This window comes from Methylorubrum populi, assembly GCF_002355515.1.
Classification (GTDB): domain Bacteria; phylum Pseudomonadota; class Alphaproteobacteria; order Rhizobiales; family Beijerinckiaceae; genus Methylobacterium; species Methylobacterium populi_A.
Genome location: NZ_AP014809.1, coordinates 507206 through 523638, shown reverse-complemented (window position 1 = coordinate 523638; position 16433 = coordinate 507206). Strand labels below are relative to the sequence as shown.

General features: G+C 69.0%; 16 protein-coding genes and 1 pseudogene. 8 read left to right on the top strand and 9 right to left on the bottom strand.

What is annotated here, in order from left to right:
- The first annotated feature begins 1 nt into the window (after window position 1).
- Window positions 2–766: an ABC transporter permease gene (locus tag MPPM_RS02365; protein ID WP_017482696.1), complete on the top strand. Its 765-nt coding sequence runs from the start codon at window positions 2–4 to the stop codon at window positions 764–766.
- Between the two features lie 19 nt (window positions 767–785).
- Window positions 786–1799: a hypothetical protein gene (locus MPPM_RS02360; RefSeq protein ID WP_096483578.1), complete on the top strand. Its 1014-nt coding sequence runs from the start codon at window positions 786–788 to the stop codon at window positions 1797–1799.
- A 17-nt stretch (window positions 1800–1816) separates the two neighbouring features.
- On the opposite strand, the gene MPPM_RS02355 is transcribed toward MPPM_RS02360, so the two are convergent.
- Together MPPM_RS02355 and MPPM_RS02350 are read right to left on the bottom strand one after the other, a co-directional pair.
- Window positions 1817–2281 (bottom strand): hypothetical protein, encoded by a 465-nt coding sequence (locus tag MPPM_RS02355; protein ID WP_096483576.1) that lies wholly within the window; start codon window positions 2279–2281, stop codon window positions 1817–1819.
- A 136-nt stretch (window positions 2282–2417) separates the two neighbouring features.
- Complete coding sequence (locus tag MPPM_RS02350; RefSeq protein ID WP_096483573.1) at window positions 2418–3191, bottom strand: alpha/beta fold hydrolase; 774 nt, start codon at window positions 3189–3191, stop codon at window positions 2418–2420.
- A gap of 140 nt (window positions 3192–3331) precedes the next feature.
- Here MPPM_RS02350 and MPPM_RS02345 point away from each other — a divergent pair, with 140 nt between their 5' ends.
- Window positions 3332–4177 carry an FkbM family methyltransferase gene (locus tag MPPM_RS02345; RefSeq protein ID WP_096483570.1) on the top strand — a complete coding sequence of 282 codons (846 nt, stop codon included), beginning with the start codon at window positions 3332–3334 and terminating at the stop codon, window positions 4175–4177.
- Here MPPM_RS02345 and sfsA read toward each other — a convergent pair.
- A complete protein-coding gene (gene sfsA / locus MPPM_RS02340; RefSeq protein ID WP_096483568.1) occupies window positions 4134–4880 on the bottom strand; it encodes a DNA/RNA nuclease SfsA in 747 nt (248 codons plus the stop codon). The two genes, MPPM_RS02345 and sfsA, sit on opposite strands and share 44 nt — an antisense overlap.
- 89 nt (window positions 4881–4969) lie before the next feature.
- Between sfsA and MPPM_RS02335 the strand changes: the two genes are divergently transcribed.
- On the top strand, window positions 4970–5722 hold the full coding sequence (locus MPPM_RS02335; RefSeq protein ID WP_096483566.1) for a competence/damage-inducible protein A: 753 nt from the start codon (window positions 4970–4972) through the stop codon (window positions 5720–5722).
- Window positions 5723–5784: 62 nt separating this feature from the next.
- On the opposite strand, the gene MPPM_RS28770 is transcribed toward MPPM_RS02335, so the two are convergent.
- Complete coding sequence (locus tag MPPM_RS28770; RefSeq protein ID WP_096483563.1) at window positions 5785–7632, bottom strand: Hint domain-containing protein; 1848 nt, start codon at window positions 7630–7632, stop codon at window positions 5785–5787.
- 83 nt (window positions 7633–7715) lie between these two features.
- Entirely contained in the window at window positions 7716–9533 is a 1818-nt protein-coding gene (locus MPPM_RS02325; RefSeq protein ID WP_096483561.1) for a Hint domain-containing protein, read from the bottom strand.
- Between the two features lie 384 nt (window positions 9534–9917).
- On the opposite strand from MPPM_RS02325, the gene MPPM_RS02320 reads away from it, so the two are divergent.
- Together MPPM_RS02320 and MPPM_RS02315 are read left to right on the top strand one after the other, a co-directional pair.
- On the top strand, window positions 9918–11018 hold the full coding sequence (locus tag MPPM_RS02320; RefSeq protein WP_157914097.1) for a helix-turn-helix transcriptional regulator: 1101 nt from the start codon (window positions 9918–9920) through the stop codon (window positions 11016–11018).
- Window positions 11019–11102: 84 nt separating this feature from the next.
- Window positions 11103–11981, top strand: a complete 879-nt coding sequence (locus MPPM_RS02315) for a formate/nitrite transporter family protein (RefSeq protein ID WP_096487676.1) — start codon at window positions 11103–11105, stop codon at window positions 11979–11981.
- A gap of 112 nt (window positions 11982–12093) precedes the next feature.
- On the opposite strand, the gene MPPM_RS02310 is transcribed toward MPPM_RS02315, so the two are convergent.
- Window positions 12094–12558, bottom strand: a complete 465-nt coding sequence (locus MPPM_RS02310) for an Lrp/AsnC family transcriptional regulator (protein ID WP_096483557.1) — start codon at window positions 12556–12558, stop codon at window positions 12094–12096.
- A 141-nt stretch (window positions 12559–12699) separates the two neighbouring features.
- Between MPPM_RS02310 and MPPM_RS02305 the strand changes: the two are divergent.
- Window positions 12700–13406, top strand: a pseudogene (locus MPPM_RS02305) (AzlC family ABC transporter permease).
- Between the two features lie 2 nt (window positions 13407–13408).
- Window positions 13409–13708 (top strand): AzlD family protein, encoded by a 300-nt coding sequence (locus tag MPPM_RS02300; protein ID WP_096487675.1) that lies wholly within the window; start codon window positions 13409–13411, stop codon window positions 13706–13708.
- Between the two features lie 88 nt (window positions 13709–13796).
- Here MPPM_RS02300 and MPPM_RS02295 read toward each other — a convergent pair whose 3' ends face one another.
- From MPPM_RS02295 to apaG, 3 genes are read right to left on the bottom strand one after another with little or no spacing between them, the layout of a single operon-like run.
- Window positions 13797–14717 carry a bestrophin family protein gene (locus tag MPPM_RS02295; RefSeq protein ID WP_096483554.1) on the bottom strand — a complete coding sequence of 307 codons (921 nt, stop codon included), beginning with the start codon at window positions 14715–14717 and terminating at the stop codon, window positions 13797–13799.
- Window positions 14718–14727: 10 nt separating this feature from the next.
- Window positions 14728–15903 (bottom strand): acetylornithine deacetylase, encoded by a 1176-nt coding sequence (gene argE, locus MPPM_RS02290; protein ID WP_096483552.1) that lies wholly within the window; start codon window positions 15901–15903, stop codon window positions 14728–14730.
- Complete coding sequence (apaG, locus tag MPPM_RS02285) at window positions 15900–16292, bottom strand: Co2+/Mg2+ efflux facilitator ApaG/CorD (RefSeq protein WP_017482710.1); 393 nt, start codon at window positions 16290–16292, stop codon at window positions 15900–15902. Before apaG ends, argE begins: the two co-directional genes overlap by 4 nt.
- Window positions 16293–16433 lie beyond the last annotated feature (141 nt).

Here is a 16433-nt window from a genome sequence, read left to right as displayed (position 1 = left end):
CATGCTGAACGTCCCTGCCATCCTCGCCATCTACCGCTTCGAGATGGCCCGCTTCTGGCGCACGGCCCTGCAGAGCATCGTCGCGCCGGTGATCTCCACCTCGCTCTACTTCGTGGTGTTCGGCGCGGCGATCGGCTCGCGGGTGCAGACGGTGGACGGCGTGCCCTACGGCCTGTTCATCGTGCCGGGGCTGATGATGCTCTCGCTGCTGACGCAGAGTGTCTCGAACGCCTCCTTCGGCATCTATTTCCCGCGCTTCGCCGGCACGATCTACGAGATCCTGTCGGCACCGATCTCCCCCTTCGAGGTCGTGCTCGGCTATGTCGGCGCGGCGGCGACGAAGGCGATCGTCATCGGGCTGACCATCCTCGCTACCGCGGCGCTGTTCGTGCCGCTGCATATCGAGCACCCGTTCTGGATGGTGTTCTTCCTGCTGCTGACGGCCATCACCTTCAGCCTGTTCGGCTTCGTGATCGGGCTGTGGGCCGACGGTTTCGAGAAGCTGCAACTGGTGCCGCTCCTCATCGTCACGCCGCTGACCTTCCTCGGTGGCAGCTTCTACTCCATCGATATGCTGCCGCCGTTCTGGCGGGCGGTGAGCCTGTTCAACCCGGTGGTTTACCTCGTGAGCGGCTTCCGATGGGCCTTCTTCGGCAAGGGTGACGTGGCGGTCGGAATCAGCATCGCCGCGACGCTCGCCTTCCTCGCGCTGTGCCTCGGTCTCGTGACCTACATCTTCCGTACGGGGTACCGGCTGAAGAGCTGATCCGATCGAAGGAGGGCAGATGGCGCGGGATCCCTACATCGTCAGGCGCGACAGCCTCGCGGCGGCCTTTCCGCCCGGGCACGAGCCGCCCGCGCTCCTCCTCGACTTCGCGGATTGGCTCGAGGGGCGCCCCTGGGGCAGCCTGGGCTGCTTCCGGCTTGAGGGAACGCTGAGTGACGAGGCGCCGGTCGTCGACGGCAGCGCCTTGCGCCGGAAATTCTCGCTCTTCCTCTACCTGCCCGACGGTTCGCTCGTCGGCTTCTGGCATTCCGACGGCATTCCGACGGCGGCGAGCCCCATCGTCGGTCTCGGTTCCGAGGGCGAGGCCGCGATTCTCGCGGGCTCACTCGAAGGCTTCCTGGCCAAGCTCGCCCGCAACGCGTTCTCGGATTCAGGTTGGAGCGACCTCGCGGCTGACGATGACGACGAAGAGGACGAGGAAGACGAAGGTGATGGAGGCGAACTGACGCCGGTCGCGGACGAAGCTGCCCGTGACGCGCTCGCGGAATGGCTCGCGGCCCGGATCGGGGCGGAACGCCTGAACGAATTGGCGAGCGAGGAGTGCGACTCGACGGCGTTCGCGGCACGGATGGAGGACTGGATGCAGGAGCGCGAGGCCAACTGGGCCGCGCATCCGATCCTCATCGAGATCGGGCGCGCCCTGGCCGCCCACCGTCCTCCCGGCAGAACTCCGTGGGATCGGACCCGCCTGAGGGCCGCACTCGTCGGGACCCTCTGCGAGGTACAGGTTTATCGCGCCGGGCCTCAACCGGTCCCGGAAGCCGCCCAGGTCGAGCCGCTCCTGCGTGCCCTGCGTGACGAGCAGCAGCGATCCGATCCCGATCTCGGCTTCTGGTTCGAGGTCCACCTCGCGCTCGATGGGCAGGGCCGCATCCTGCCCCGCTTCGACTACCAGGTCCGTCCCGAGATCGGCGGTGCGCCCGCGCCGGTTGAGGAGGCACGGTCCGATCTCGCGCGGGCGCCGCGCCCGGCACGATGGGTGCCGGGGTGGCTCGCGCCTGCGAGCGTATAAGAGTCTCGCCGCTTCGTTCAGAGCGGCCGGACCGCGTCGAGGGTCAGCGTCCGTGCCGCCGCGCCACAGGCGAGTACGCGAAGCGACACCTTTCGGCCGACGGTCAGGATCGTTTCGAGAGATTGCTTGACCGCGCCGTTGGTGGCGGCGTCGAGGGTCCGATAGCCGTCCTCGACGTTGATGAAGCTCCGCTGACCGGACGGCTCCTCGATGACGACGGATTGAAGATAGAGGCCGTCGCGGCCGAACTCCCGCTTCGCGATCCGGCCCGTCAGCTTGGCCGGCAGGCAGCCTTCGTCCGAGGAGAGATTGCTGAGGGCGACGACCTTCCCCCCGGCATAGGTCAGCTTCGGCCGTGCCGCAGCCGCACCGCCGAATACCAGCAGAAGGATCGCGAGAAGGATGAGCGCCGTGGCGAAGGCGTCCGCCACGAGCGAGCGAACGGCGCCGCTCCCCGCAATCTGCGAAGTCCGACCAAACATGACCGATTCCCGAAGCCCGCTCAGAGCTTTGGCGCGGATCGGGTTCCGGCGGCAGTCCGCCAAACGATCTACCACTGATAGGCCAGGATGACCCGTCCGCGCCGATGCGGGTAGGCGCGCTCGGGACGCTGCGGGGTTAGGGACGCTGCGCGAGGAACTCCAGCACGCCCTGGCGGTGCAGCCGGTCGCCGACCGCCGTGGAGTGGTCGCGATTCGGCAGGTCGAGGGCGCGCGCGTTCGGCATCAGCTTCGCCAGTTCCGGTCCGGACCCTGCCACCGTGTCGAGCGTGCCGACCGAGATCAGCGTGGGCGTGTCGATGGCCGAGAGTTCGGCCCGCGACAGCGTCTGCCGCGAGGCGCGGATGCAGGCGGCGAGGGCGCGCAGGTCGCTCTTGGTCTGCTCGGCGAAGGTGCGGAAGGTCGCCGCCGTCGGGTTCGGCGCGGGCGCGCCGGCGGGCGCCTCCAGCGCCTCGGCGATGCCCTGAGGCAGGCCGCGCCCGTCCACGAGGTTGAAGCCGAGACCGCCGATCAGCAGCGAGCGGACTTCCTCCGGATGATCGAGCGCCATGTGCGCGGCGATGCGCGCGCCCATGGAGTAGCCCATCACGTCCGCGCGCGGGATGTCGAGGTGGCGCAGGAGCCGCACCGCATCGCCCGCCATCTGGTCGGAGGTGTAGGCGGCGGGATCGTAGAGCTTCTCGCTCTGCCCATGGCCGCGGTTGTCGAGGGCGATGACGCGATATCCGGCCTCGGTGAGATACCGAACCCAGAGCGTATTGACCCAATTCACCGCGTGATTCGAGGCGAAGCCGTGGATCAACAGGATCGGGTCGCCACCACCCGGAGCCCCTTCCTTGGCCGGCACGTCGATAAAGGCGATCTGCACGCCGTCGGAATCGAAGCTCTGCATGGGTGTGTCTTCGGGTGCCGCGGCGCCGATGTCAAAGCCCCGGTGAAGGCTTCGCGCGACAACCGTCGGAATTTGGCGCCGGGCTTCTCACCTTCGCCCGACTTGCCGCCGCCACAACGGGCTGGCATCACCCCGGCACGATGACCGACACTTCGCCCTACGGCACCTACGCCCCCACCGGCCTCGTCGCGCGGATCGCGGAGCGAACCCAGAAGCTTCCCGAGCAATCCTGGCGGGCACGCCGGATGGCGATGTTCCTGCGCCGCCTCGCCATCTCCATGCTGCGCGGCCGCCCGCTCGACGTCGAGCGCTACGGCGCGCGGATGCGGCTGCACCCCTACAACAACAACTGCGAGAAGAAGGTGCTCTTCACCCCGCAGTTCTTCGATCCGCAGGAGCGGGCCCTGCTGAGGCAGCGTCTGAGCGAGGACGCCGTGTTCCTCGACATCGGCGCCAATATCGGGGCCTACGCGCTGTTCGTGGCGGCCTTCACGGGCCCGCGCGCCCGCATCCTCGCGGTGGAGCCGCAGCCCGACGTATTCGACCGGCTGACCTTCAATATCGGCCAGAACCCGTTCGGGACGGTCAAGGCGATCGCCTGCGCGGTCGCCGACAAGGGGGGCGAGCTGACGCTGTTCATCGATCCGCGCAACCGCGGCGAGTCGAGCGTGAAGATCGTCGGCACCCACAAGAATGCGACCGTGCGCGTGCCGGCGGTGACCCTGGTGGATCTGTGCCGCTCGGAGCGGATCGAGCGCATCGATGCGATCAAGCTCGATGTCGAGGGCGCCGAGGATCTGATCTTGGAGCCGTTCCTGCGCGATGCGCCGGCTTCCCTGCTGCCCTCGCTGCTCATTATCGAGAACGGCGCCGACCAGTGGCAGACCGACCTGCCGAGCCTGCTCCAGAAATACGGATACCGACAAATCGCCCGCACCCGGCTCAACCTGATGTTCGAGCGGGCGGAGCCGGCGCGCCCGGCGTGAGGATCGACACGGGGGCATCGATCACGACGCCCTCCGGACCGACCGCGCAGGCATAGGCGTAGGCCTCGACGCCCGCCGCCAGCGCCGCCCGAAGCGCGCGGTCGAAGGCCGGGTCGATGTCGCGAGCGACGTCGAAGGCCTCGGCCCGCATCTGGATCACCACGATCAGCATCGCCCGTCCGCCCGCGGCGACGACGCCGGCCAATTCCTCCATGTGGCGGGCCGAGCGGGCGGCCTTGCAATCGGGGAACTCCGCGAGCCCCGCACGCCGCATCAGATGGCAGTTCTTCACCTCGACATGGCAGGGCGGCAGGCCGCCGCCGCTCGCCAGGAAATCGACGCGGCTCGCCTTGCCGTAGGCGACCTCCGGACGGAGCGTGTCGTAGCCCGCGAGCGGCGCGAGTTGTCCTTCGCGAAACGCCTCCGCGACCAGCGCGTTGGGCCGCGCGGTGTTGATGCCGACCCATTGCGGTCCGCCGGGCAGATCCGCCTCCACGAGCTCCAAGGAGAACCCGAGCTTTCGCGCCGGGTTGGTCGAGGGCGAGAGCAGCACGCGAAACCCTTCCGCGTTGAGGCCGAGCATCGCGCCCGGATTGGCGCAATGCGCCGTCACCATCGTACCGTCGGAAAGCGTCACGTCGGCGAGGAAGCGCTTGTAGCGCCGCACGAGGCGCCCTTCGATCAGGGGGGAGGGGAAGCGCATCGCGGGCGGGCCGGGGCGTGACGAGGTGGGCTTTCGCTTTCGCGCATCCGCGCCCTAGCTTCCACCCGTTTCCCTGCCCCCGAGGCTCCATGTCCCAGAGTTCCAGCTCTCCGAGCTCCGATGTCACGGCCGCCGTCCTCGTCATCGGCGACGAGATTCTCTCGGGCCGCACCAAGGACAAGAACATCGGCACCATCGCCGACATGCTGACCGAGATCGGCGTGGACCTGCGCGAGGTGCGCATCGTTCCGGACGTGAAGGCCGAGATCGTCGCGGCGGTGAACGCGCTGCGGGCGCGCTACACCTACCTCTTCACCTCCGGCGGCATCGGCCCGACCCACGACGACATCACCGCCGACAGCGTGGCGGAAGCCTTCGGCGTCGGCATCGACATCGATCCGCGCGCCCGCGCCATGCTGCTGGAGCGGCACCGGCCGGAGGACCTCAACGCGGCGCGGCTGCGCATGGCCCGCATCCCGGACGGGGCCGACCTGATCGCCAATCCCGTGTCGAAGGCGCCGGGCTTTCGCATCGGCAACGTCTTCGTCATGGCCGGCGTGCCGCAGATCATGGGGGCGATGCTCGACGAGATCCGCCCGACCCTCACCTCGAACGCGCCGGTGATCTCGGAGACGATCGAGGCCGGTGCGATCCCCGAGGGCAATTTTGCGGGCGGCCTCGGCGAGATCGCCGCCGCGCACGGCAGCGTCTCGATCGGCTCCTATCCGTCGATGACGCCGGACGGATTCCGCAACCGCATCGTCGTGCGCGGGCGCGACGCGGAGGCGGTGACGGCGGCGCGGGCGGCGGTGGAGGACCTGCTGTCCGGACTGCGAACCTGACGGCGGGTTCGTCTGGGTCGGCGGCTGGGGCGCCGCCACGACGTCCCGTCCGGCAGAGCCGGTCAGATCGTCGGAGAGGCGGACGCTCCCGTCCAGGCGCAGGACTGCACGAGCTCGGCCGAGAACACGGCATCGAGCCGGCGCCGCTCGGCCTCGACCACCGGTCCCTCCACTAAGACCGGACGACAGCGGGCGGCGGAGTCCGCCGACATGCCGTCAGGGTCGTGCAGGGGCTCATCGGAGCCGGCGAACCACGGCCGTGAACCGAGATCGAGGTAGCTCTCGGCGCCTAAACCCTCGGCGAACAGGATGTCGTGGGCATCCAGTTCGACGTGCCAGTAGGTGACGGCCTCGACCGGTATCCGGGCGACGCTGATGCCGTTGACGAGGCACATCACCGGCACGAGGAGTCCGCCGGAACCGTCGGCCTCGGCCCCGACCAGCACGGGGTGGCCGGGGGAGAGGTAGAGGTCGCGCGCGGGAAGGCCGTCGCCGAACGCGCCGGTGCGGATGCGGATCGGCTGCTGATTGTGGGGCAGGGCACGGCCCTGGCCGTCGAGGGTGCGTGAGCCGACCCAGCGGATCGGGCGCGAGGCCCCGCCCAGCGTGACCGCGCGGTCGCCGACCACCAGTTCCTCGACGGCGACCTCGCCGCGCGCGGTGCGGATGCGGGTACCGGTGGCAAAGCAGATCACGTCGGCCACGAACACGTCGGTCGTGTTGTTGGTATCGCCGGGCACGAGATTGTTGGCCTGGCTGTCGAAGGCGACGCGGCTGCCGTCGGCCGAGAGGGCGAGGGTGCTGCCGTTGCTGGGACCGTTGCCCTGCGTGCCGTCGGCGGCGGTCGAGACGCGGGTGAGCGCGCCGGTGGTCAGATCCTTGACGAAGGTGTCGGTGGCGAGATTGCTGTCGCCCGCGACCAAGCTGGTGGCCCGGCTGGTGAACGCGACCTTCGTCCCATCGGCGGAGATTCGCGGAATGCCGGTGGCATCGGCATTGCCCTGGGTGCCGTCGGCGGCAGTGGAGACGCGGGTGACCGCGCCCGTGGTCAGGTTCTTCACGAACACGTCGGTGCGGCCGTTGGTGTCGCCGGCCACGAGGTTGTCGGCGCTGCTGAGGAAGGCGACGAGATTGCCGTCGCGCGACTGCGTTGCGCTGAAGCTGTCGCCGTTGCCCAGGCTGCCGTCGGCGGCGGTCGAGGCGTTGGCGACGGCGCCGGTGGTCAGGTTCTTGACGAAGACGTCGGAGCGACCGTTGGTGTCGCCGGCCACGAGGTTGGTGGCGGTGCTGTGGAAGGCGATGCTGCGCCCGTCCCCGGCCAGCGAGAAGGAAATGCTGAAGCCGTTGGCCGGCGTGCCGTCGGCGGCGGCCGAGGCGCGGATGATCGCGCCGGTGTCGAGATTCTTGACGAAGACGTCGAACGTCTGGTTCGCGTCGTTCGGCACGAGATTCGAGGCTGCGGTCCCGAACGCGACCGTGCGGCCGTCATCCGACAGCGACGGCGTCGTGACGTCGGCATTCGCCAGGGTCCCGTCGGCAGCGGTCGAGGCCACGCGGAGGTCGCCGGTCACGAGGCTCTTGACCACGACCTGACGCGGCCGGCCCGACCCGACCACCTCCTGCGCGCCCGTCACGAACGCCGCGGCGCCGCCGTCCGGCGCCAGCGAGGCGGAGAAGCTCTGTTCCGTCAGTGGGTTGCCGTCGCTGTCGGACGAGAGGCGGGTGATGGCGCCGGTGGTCAGGTTCTTGAGGAAGACGCTCGATGATCCGCTCGGATCGGGCCTGAAGCCGAGGTTGGTCGCGGTGGTGTCGAAGGCGACGAGGGTGCCGTCTTCCGAGAGGGAGGGGGTGCCGCTGATGCCGTTGCCCTCGGTGCCGTCGGCGGTCGTGGAAGCGCGGGTGATGGCCATCGGGTCGGTCTCGTCTGCAAGGGGCTGATGCGGGCCGGGTCAGGGCCCGGCGAGCGGGACGGAGGCGGGCGGGTGCCCGGTTCTCAGGCGACGATCCAGGGCAGGCCGGCCTCGGCCCAGGCGCAGGAGTGGGCGAGTTCGGCCGCGAACACCGCGTCGAGCCGACGCCGCTCGGCCTCGACGACCGACCCTTCCAAAGCCACCGGACGGCAGCGGCCCGCCGCCTCCGTGGCCACGAAGTCGGGGTCGTGCAGGGGCGCATCGGATCCGGCAAACCAAGGCTTTGAGCCGAGATCGAGGTAGCTCTCCGCCGGCAGGCCCTCGGCGAGCAGGATGTCGTGAGCATCCAGTTCGACGTGCCAGTACGTCACCGATGACGCCGGCATGCGGGCGATGCTGGTGCCGTTGACGAGGCACATGACCGGCACGAGGTGCTCGCCGACCAGCACCGGATGGCCCGGCGACAGGGACAGGTCGCGAACGGGCAGGCCGCCGCCGAAGGCGCCGGCGCGGATGCGCACCGGTTGCTGGCTGAAGGGCAGGGCGGAGCCGCGGCCGTCGAGGGTGCGGGAGCCGATCCAGCGGATCGGGCGCTGCTTTCCCCCGACCGTGACCGCGCGATCGCCGACGCGCAGATCCTCGACCGCGACCTCGCCGCGGGCGGTGCGGATGCGGGTGCCGGTGGCGAAGCAGATCACGTCGGACACGAACACGTCGAAGGCGTTGTTGGTGTCGCCGGGCACGAGGTTGCTGGCGCCGCTTGCGAAGGCGACGCGGCTGCCGTCGGCCGACAGGCTCGGGCTGCTGCCATCGCTGGCGAGGTTGGCCTGCGTGCCGGCGGCGGAGACGGAGACGCGGGTGAGCGCGCCGGTGGTCAGATCCTTCACGAACACGTCGGAGACGATGTTGGTGTCGCCGGGTACGAGGTTGCCGGCGCGGCTGGTGAACGTGACCTTCGTGCCGTCGGCCGAGATCCGGGCGTTTCCCGATTCGGCGTTGCCCTGGATGCCGTCGGTGCCGGTGGAGACGCGGGTGATGGCCCCCGTGGTCAGGTTCTTGACGAAGACGTCGGCCCGGCCGTTGGTGTCGCCGAGCACGAGGTTGCTGGCGTCGCTGGTGAACGCCACGAGAGTGCCGTCGCGCGACAGCGAGGCGCTGGTGCTGGCACCGTTGCCCTGGGTGCCGTTCGCGGCGGTGGATGCGTTGACGATGGCGCCGGTGGCCAGGTTCTTGACGAAGATGTCGGAGGTGCCGTTGGTGTCGCCGGCCACGAGGTTGCTGGCGTCGCTCTGGAATGCGACGCGGCTGCCGTCGGTCGACAGGGACGCGACGTTGCTGCCGCCGTTGCCCTGCGTGCCGTCGGCGGCGGTCGAGGCGCGGGTGATCGCGCCGGTCGCGACGTTCTTGACGAAGATGTCGAGGGTCGCGTTCGTGTCGTTCGCGACGAGGTTCGTGGCGAGGCTCGAGAAGGCGACCAGGCGCCCGTCGCCCGAGATCGAGGGGTTGGCACCGCTGTTGCCGTTGCCCTGGGTGCCGTCGGCGGCGGCTGAGACGACGGAGATGTCGCCGTTCGACAGATTCTTGATCGCGATTTGGATGTTCGGGTTGTCGGTGATCTCGCTTCCGTTGGTCCCAAAGGCCACGGCGCTGCCGTCGGCGGCCAGCGACGGAGCGAAAGAGTTTCCGGCCAAGGACACCCCGCGGGTGTCACTCGAAGCCAGTACGAACTCGCCGCTCACCAAGTTCTTGACGACGACGCCGGAGACTCCGCTCGGGACCCGGAGGTTGGTGGCGTTGCTGGCGAAGGCGACGAGGGTGCCGTCGCCCGAGAGGGAGGGGGTGCCATTCCCTCTGTCAGCCTGATTTCCCTCGAAATCCGTCGAAGCGCGCGTGATCGCCATCTCATCTGCCTCGCTTGTGCAGCCGGGAGCGCCCGTGCTCGGGCGGCCGGGACTGGCGACGGCCGCCTGCCGGTGCCGATTTTCTGAAGCGCGTGGACGCGCCCGTCGGAGCAGGGCCGGACGTCCCGGCGGCTAGCGGGCCGGACGCCGCCTCGGACCCGACGTCGTGAACGACCATGCCATGCCCCCGATCGATGCGATCGGTCGCTGGCACCGTTCGTGCGTTTGCCGATCAAGAGGCCCGCAACTTGCGGAAGGATTTGAGAAGGGGCGTCCACCCTGGGGTGGACGCGGAGCGGCACGGAGTCGTAGTTGTAATTCGGCCACAGCCGACGCGAGTTGCCGTTCGGCCTCTCGGAGGTGACCTTGAACGACCCGGATCCCGTGGCCCTGTCAGCCGTGATCGCGCGGATCTACGACGCGGCTGTCGATCCCGAGCATTGGCCCGACACCATCAAGAGAATCTGCCTGTTCGTCGGGGGTGATCAGGCACTGTTGTATTGGCACGATGCGCTCAAGCCGGATGTCGATACATTGTTCCGGTTCAACGACGATCCCAATTACAGTAAGCTCTACGAGGATCACTATGCGGCTCTGAATCCGCTTTTTCCCGCTTTCGCCTTCCAGCCTGTGGGAGCTGTCTTGTCCGCCAGCGACATGGTGCCGGCGGCGGAGATGGAGCGGACGCGCTTCCACCGGGAATGGCTCGCGCCGCAGGGGATGACCGATTCTCTCGGTGTCATCCTGGAGAAGGACGCCACCCGCGCCGCCTTCCTGACGATCCAGTGGCAGAGGAGGCCGATCGAGCAGGCGGCCCGGTACAGAATCGCCCTGATCGCCCCGCACCTCCTACGGTCCGTCGCGATCGGGCGCCTGTTCGTGAGCGGCCGTCGCCGCGAGGCCGTCCTGACCGGGGCGCTCGACCATGTCGAGGCCGGTGTGTTCCTCGTCGCCGAGACCGGGCGCCTCGTCCTCGCCAACGGGCGGGGTCGGTGCATGATCGAGGAGGGGCGCCTGCTCCGCGACGTCGGCGGGCGCCTAAGGGCGACCTCGACCGTGGCCGACCGCGCCATCTTCGACCATCTGCGCGCCATCGGCGGACGCGAGGGGATCCCTGCCTCCAACCATGCGATTCCGCTCTCGGACGAGACGGGGGACGGCTGGACGGCAACCGTCCTGCCGCTCTCCGACGACCGCCTCGGCCGCGCGGGCGAGCCGCGGAGCGCGGTCGCGGCCATTTTCGTGCGATCACCGTCGCCGCCCGTCGTCAGCCCGTTGGAGGCGCTCGCGCGACGGCACAACCTCACCGCCAGTGAGATCCGCGTGGTCGAGGCGACCTTGCGCCTGAACGGCCTCGACGCCATCGCCGCGGCGCTCGGCGTCGCGCGCTCGACCGTGAAGACGCACCTGAACCGCGTCTACCGGAAATCGGGGACCCGCAACCAGGCCGAACTCATCAGGATGATCGCCGGTTTCGGCGTGTGACGAGGCTCGGAATTTTTCCGCATGCCGGGAGCGCGCAAGCGGCACCATACGTTGGGCTGCGACGAGACGACCGCCGAGGCCCGCATGTCTGAGGAAATTCGTTCGCACGAAGAAACCGAGACGCACGGGGCTCACACGCGCGAGAAGGACGACGCCCAGGTCGAGAAGGCCCACCGCCCGGACGCGCTGATCCTGCACGAGATCATCCGGCGCGAGGGCGAGGAGGAGATGCGGCGCACGACGCTGGCGCTCGCGCTCTCGGCATTCTCGGCCGGTCTCACCATGGGATTTTCGCTGATCGTCCCCGGGGTGCTGAAGGGACATCTGCCGCACGAACCCTGGGCCGAACTCGTCCTCAGCATCGGCTACTCGGTCGGCTTCCTCATCGTCGTGCTCGGGCGCCAGCAGCTCTTTACCGAGAACACCGTCACGCCGATTCTGCCGCTCCTGACCGAGCGGACCTTCGGCGCCTTGATGCGCGTGGTGCGGCTCTGGACCATCGTGCTCGTCGCCAACATCCTGGCGACCATCCTCATCGCCTCGGTGCTCGCCCATACCGACGCGTTCAAGCCGGAGGTGCGGGAAGCCTTCGCCGAGATCAGCCGTCACACCGTCGAGGACCCGTTCTGGACCACGGTGATCAAGGCGGTGTTCGCGGGCTGGCTGATCGCGCTGATGGTGTGGATCCTGCCGGCCACGGGCTCGGCGGCGCCCTTCATCATCATTTTGATGACGTGGCTCGTCTCGATGTGCGGGCTTGCCCATATCGTCGCCGGCTCGGTCGACGCCTACTACCTCGTCGCCACCGGTGAGATTGATTTCGCGAAGTATCTGACCGGGTTCTTCGTGCCGACACTGCTCGGCAACGTGGTCGGCGGCGTGACGCTGGTTTCGGTGCTGAACTTCGGGCAGGTCGCGCCGGATGTGGAGGGCCAGAGCCCCAAGCCCGGATCCGCGCCCTGACGATCGCGCACCGTGCGCCCGGCGGTGCAACGGGCCGCGCGGGACGCCGCACGGCACTGACGGCGGCGCTTAGCGGGACGAGGCGGCGCAACCGTCCTGGCGATCGGCAATGTCAGGGTTGGATCGGGAGTGCAGCCGATTGTTTGACCGTCTGCATCGAGATGTCGGTCTTGATGCTGCGGACACCTTCGATCCGCGCCAAGTGTTCGACCTGAAAGCGCCGGTAGGCGTCGAGATCGCTGACCATCACACGGATCAGGAAATCGCAGTCGCCCGCCATCAGGTAGCATTCCGCGACCTGGGGTAGCTCCTGGATTGCGCCGACGAATGCGCTGACGGTGTCCTGATCCTGTCCCGTGAGCCAGATCCGGGCGAAAATCGTCATGCTGAAGCCGATCTTGGCTGGGTCGAGCATCGCGGCATAGCGCTCGATCACCCCGGCCTCTTCCAGCCGCCGAACGCGCCGGAGACAGGGGGATGGGGACAGCCCCACCTCCTGCGCGAGGTCCACGTTCTGCAGCCGGCCGTCGCGTTGAAGCGCGCGCAGGATGCGCCGATCGATGGCATCGAGTTCCATTGGCACAGAATGCCCTTGAAGAACGCCGTCTCGCAATCACGTTGCGTCGATGCCGTTCGGGCCGCGACAAAACGCAACCAACTACCGAGGGAGACGGCGCATATTGCCTCGAGAAGGAGGCAGCCCATGACAGCCTTGGATATGAGCATCACAGGAACGACGAGCGCCGGTCGCAGCTCTGAACTGCTGCGCGGCGCGACCGCCGCGCTGCCGGTGATGATCGGCTTCGTGCCGTTCGCCCTGGTGCTGGGAGCACAGGCCGCCCAGAAAGGGCTCAGCCCGGTCGAGGTGCCGCTGATGACCGGCCTGAACTTCGGCGGTGGCTCGGAGTTCGCCGCCGTCGAGCTATGGACCTCGCCGCCGCACGTCCTGCTGATCGTGGCGATGACATTTCTGGTGAACAGCCGTCACCTGCTGATGGGGGCCGCGTTCGCCCCGCACCTGCGCAGCCTGCCCAAGCGCCGCGCCTTCCCGGCCCTGTTCTTCATGTGTGACGAGAGCTGGGCCATGGGATTGGCCGATGCCAAGCGGCGCGCAGGCGGATTCAGTCTCCCCTACTATCTCGGCGTCTCCGCCGGGCTGTATCTCACATGGATCAGCTTCACGGCGCTCGGTGCCCTGGTCGGGCCGACGATCGGAGACATCACCCTCTACGGGTTCGACATGGCGTTCCCGGCCGTCTTCCTCGTGCTGCTGCGCGGAATTTGGAAGGGGCGAGGGCGGCTGCGCCCTGGCTGGTGAGCCTTGTGGTCGCCGCCGCCGTGCACCTGCTCGTGCCGGGCGCTTGGCACGTCGCCGCCGGCGCGCTCTCCGGCGTGGCCTGGGCCTACCTGCAGGCGGGCAAGTGATGATGATCCAGGCGACCACACTCCTCACCATCGCCCTGATGGCTCTGGTCACGTACCTGACGCGCATCCTCGGCTACGTTGCCCTGCGCGACCGCACCTTGAGTGCCCGCACGACCGCGGTGCTGGACGCCGCGCCCGGCTGCGTGCTGATCGCCGTGATCGCGCCGTCCTTCGTGGCGGATCGACCGGCCGACCTGATCGCACTGGCGGTCACGCTGGTGGCGGCCACGCGCTTGCCCCTTCTGGCCACGGTTCTGATCGGTGTCGCAGCGGCCGGGCTTCTCAGGCACTTTCTCGGCTGAGGCCGTGAAGCAGACTTTCATGGCGGATAAACCGAGCGTCCGCCGCTCCCCCCCGGGCCTCCGATGATCCGGCGGATCGGGCTTGCCCCTATCGGAGCATGAACCGATCGGCCTTCGGCGGCTCGGGCCCGGTCTCGCCGAGTGCGTCGAGGATCGCCGCGTCGGCGGCGTGCAGCAGGGCGTCGAGGGGCAGGTCGTTGGCGTCGGTGCCGAACGGCTCCTCCAGCTCGTCGCCGAGCGCGTCGAGACCGAAGAAGGCGTAGGCCACGAGCGCGGCGATGATCGGGGTCGACCAGCCGAGCGATCCGGCCAGCCCGAACGGCAGCAGCAGGCAGTAGAGCCAAGCGGTGCGGTAGAGCAGAAGCGTGTAGGCGAAGGGCAGCGGCGTCCCGTGGATGCGCTCGCACGTGGCCTGGATCGCGGACAAGTTGGCGATCTTGTGCTCCAGGCTCGCGAACAGGATGTCGCTGAGCGTGCCGGCCCTCGTCGCCTCGACGAGATCCCGCGTCAGGCCGGTCAGCGCCGCGTCGGCTCCGCTTGGTCGCCTCTCGAGCGCGGCGAGATCCTCGGGCGGCAGCCAGGGCGCGAGCGCCTGCGCCTCGTCGAGTCCGCGCAGGCGGGCATGCAGGGCATGGGCGAAGCCAGCCGCCCGGCGCAGGGCGCGGCGGCGCAGGGCCTCGTGCTCGGGCTCGGGCAGCAGGGCCGGCAGGAGCCGGGCGAGGCCGCGCATCTCGACGATCAGGCTGCCCCAAGCGCGCCGCGCCTCCCACCAGCGGTCGTAGCAGGCGCCGTTGCGGAAGCTCAGGAAGATCGACAGCGCGAGGCCGACCAGGGTGAAGGGCCCGATGCCGGCGGTGACGGGAAACCACTCGGCGTGCCGCTGCTCGACTGCGACGACAAGGAAGGACAGCGCGGCGATTGCGATGACCTGCGGCGCGACCTTCGGCAGGATCGAGCCGCGCATGGCGAACAGGATCGTCAGAAGGCCGGGACGGGGACGGACGATCATCGCTTCGGCGTCAGTTCGCGCAGGCCTCAACCAGCCGGCGCATGAAGGCCTCGCCGCGGGCGAGTTCGTCCAGGGTGATGAACTCGTCCGGCTGATGCGCCTGATCGATCGAGCCGGGACCGCACACCACGGTCGGGAGGCCCGCGCGCTGGAAGCGTCCGGCCTCGGTGGCGTAGGGCACGGTGATCGTGGCGTTGCGACCGGCGAGGCGCAGGGCCAGCCGCTCGGCTTCCGAACCGGGCTCGGGCGCGAGTCCCGGCACCGACACCTCCTCCACCGTCTCGATGCGCCCGTAATCGCCGTGGCGGTTGAGGCGTTCCCGCGTGACCCGTTCGCAGGCCGCCGCGAACAGGGCGGGGATCTCGGCCATGTCGAGGTCGGGTAGCCCACGGAACTCCCACTGGAAGGTGCAGAGCTTCGGCAGGATGTTGCGCGCGGTGCCGCCCTCGATCACGCCGACATGGACCGTGGTGTTCGGCGGGTCGAACCGGCCGGAGGCGTCGCCGCGGGCCACCATGGCATCGGCGATGCGGTTCAGTTCCGCGATCAGGTCAGCCGCCGCCATCACCGCGTTGGCGCCGAGCATCGGCTTGGCCGAATGCGCCGCATGACCGTGCACGGTGGTGTTGTAGGTCACGACGCTCTTGTGCGCATCGGCCACCTGCATCCCGGTCGGCTCGCCGACGATCACCGCACCCGGCCGCGGCAGATCCGCGCCGAAGCGGGCGATGGTGTCGGCGACTCCGAGGCAGGTGGTCTCCTCGTCGTAGGAGAGCAGGATGTGGATCGGCCGCGTCAGTCCGGCTTCGAGGGCCGCCGGCACCAGGGCGAGGGCGAGGGCGTCGAACGCCTTCATATCGACGGCGCCCCTTCCGTAGGCGCGGCCATCGGCGACGCGGAGGGAGAAGGGGTCGCTGGTCCAGGCCTGTCCCGTTACCGGCACCACGTCGGTATGGCCGGACAGCACGATGCCGCCGTCGATCATCGGTCCGAGGGTCACGAACAGCGCGGCCTTGTCACCGCTCGCATTCGGCACCCGCACATGGGGAACGCCCCAGCCGTCGAGGTAGCCGGCCACGAAGTCGATCAGGGCGAGGTTCGATTTCGAGCTCTCGGTGTCGAACGCGACGAGCCGCTCGAGAAGCTGCAGCGGCGTGAAGCGCGTGCCGCCCGCCGGCGCCGTCAATGGACCACGCGGCGCATGTGGGGCGAGTCCAGCGAGAAGGCCGGAATCTCCGCCTCGAAGCTCTCGCCGCCGATCGTCGACATCGTGTAGCTGCCGGCCATCAGGCCGTCGGGCGTGGTCAGCGGACAACCGCTGGTGTAGCTGAACGACTCGCCCGGCTCCAGCACCGGCTGCTTGCCGACGACGCCCGCGCCGCGCACCTCCTGGCAGGCGCCGCGCCCGTCGATGATCCGCCAGTGGCGCGAGCGGAGCTGCACCTGCTCGCTGCCGTTGTTCACGATCTCGACGGTGTAGGCGAAGAAGTAGCGGCTCTCCCCCGGCGAGGACTCCTCCTCGACGAACCGGGGCTCCACCGTCACCGTGATGCCGCGCGTCTCGGCCTTGTACATCGCGTGAAAGCATCTCCGTGGACGGCGCGCAGGCCGCATCGCGACATCTGCGACGCGCCGTGGTACGTGGCGCCAGAAACCTCGTCAATCACGGTATCCTACGGTGGGCGGAGGCCGCAGACCACGTGCCGAACGCTTCGC